The 666-nt window shown below is 58.4% G+C and carries 1 protein-coding gene; it reads left to right on the top strand.

The window, feature by feature from the left end; all coding sequences use genetic code 11:
- Positions 1-167: 167 nt before the first annotated feature.
- A complete protein-coding gene (locus Q2941_RS51800; protein WP_458197569.1) occupies positions 168-593 on the top strand; it encodes a type 1 periplasmic-binding domain-containing protein in 426 nt (141 codons plus the stop codon).
- Positions 594-666 lie beyond the last annotated feature (73 nt).

Raw genomic sequence — 666 nt, 5'->3', positions numbered from 1 at the left:
CCTTAGCGACTATTCCCCGCGCTTGTCGAATGGACCCGGAGCCGACATAACAAGTTCGTCTGCTGTGATGCGGAATGAAGCATTGCTGTGACGATGTGGTAGGGTGCGACCCTCGCGAACGCGCAGGCGCATTGTGTTGCTGACTTGAACACTATGGGAGAGTTCAGATGCGGCGGCGGATCTTTATTGCGGTTGCAGGAGGGATGCTCGCCTGGCCCTTCTCTTCAGCGGCGCAATCGCTGAAGAGCATTCCTCGCCTCTGCTTTCTCACCTTTGACCCCGGCACGCCGCAGTCGCCGGCGAAGCGCTTCGAAGGGTTCTTCGAGAGGTTGCGCGAACTTGGCTATGTAAATGGAGAAACCATCACCATCGACTACCTGCACCCTGAGGGTCGGAGTGATCGGTATCCCGAACTCGCTTCTGAATGTCTCCACCGTAAGCCTGACATCATTGCAGTGACTACAACGCCCGGCGCTCATGCACTGAAGGACGGCGGGGGGCGCGAGGTAACTTGCGTCCCTACCGCGAACACCCGTTCTACCGCGATGCGTGAGTCCGGAAGTGGCCCTTCGCGTCATTTCGCGAGCGCGTAACAATCAGGTGTTTTCAGGTAAAAGCGGACATCAAACAGCAGGCGGGCCGGCTGGCTCAGTCGAGAATGACCCG

It is taken from the genome of Bradyrhizobium sp. UFLA05-153 (assembly GCF_054185185.1).
Note: the sequence above shows the minus strand (reverse complement) of the source record. Positions and strands in the feature narration are given on the sequence as shown.

Bases quoted from the DNA above. Each gene is read 5' to 3' on its own strand.
- Q2941_RS51800 (WP_458197569.1), top strand. From the start codon at position 168: ATGCGGCGGCGGATCTTTATTGCGGTTGCAGGAGGGATGCTCGCCTGG.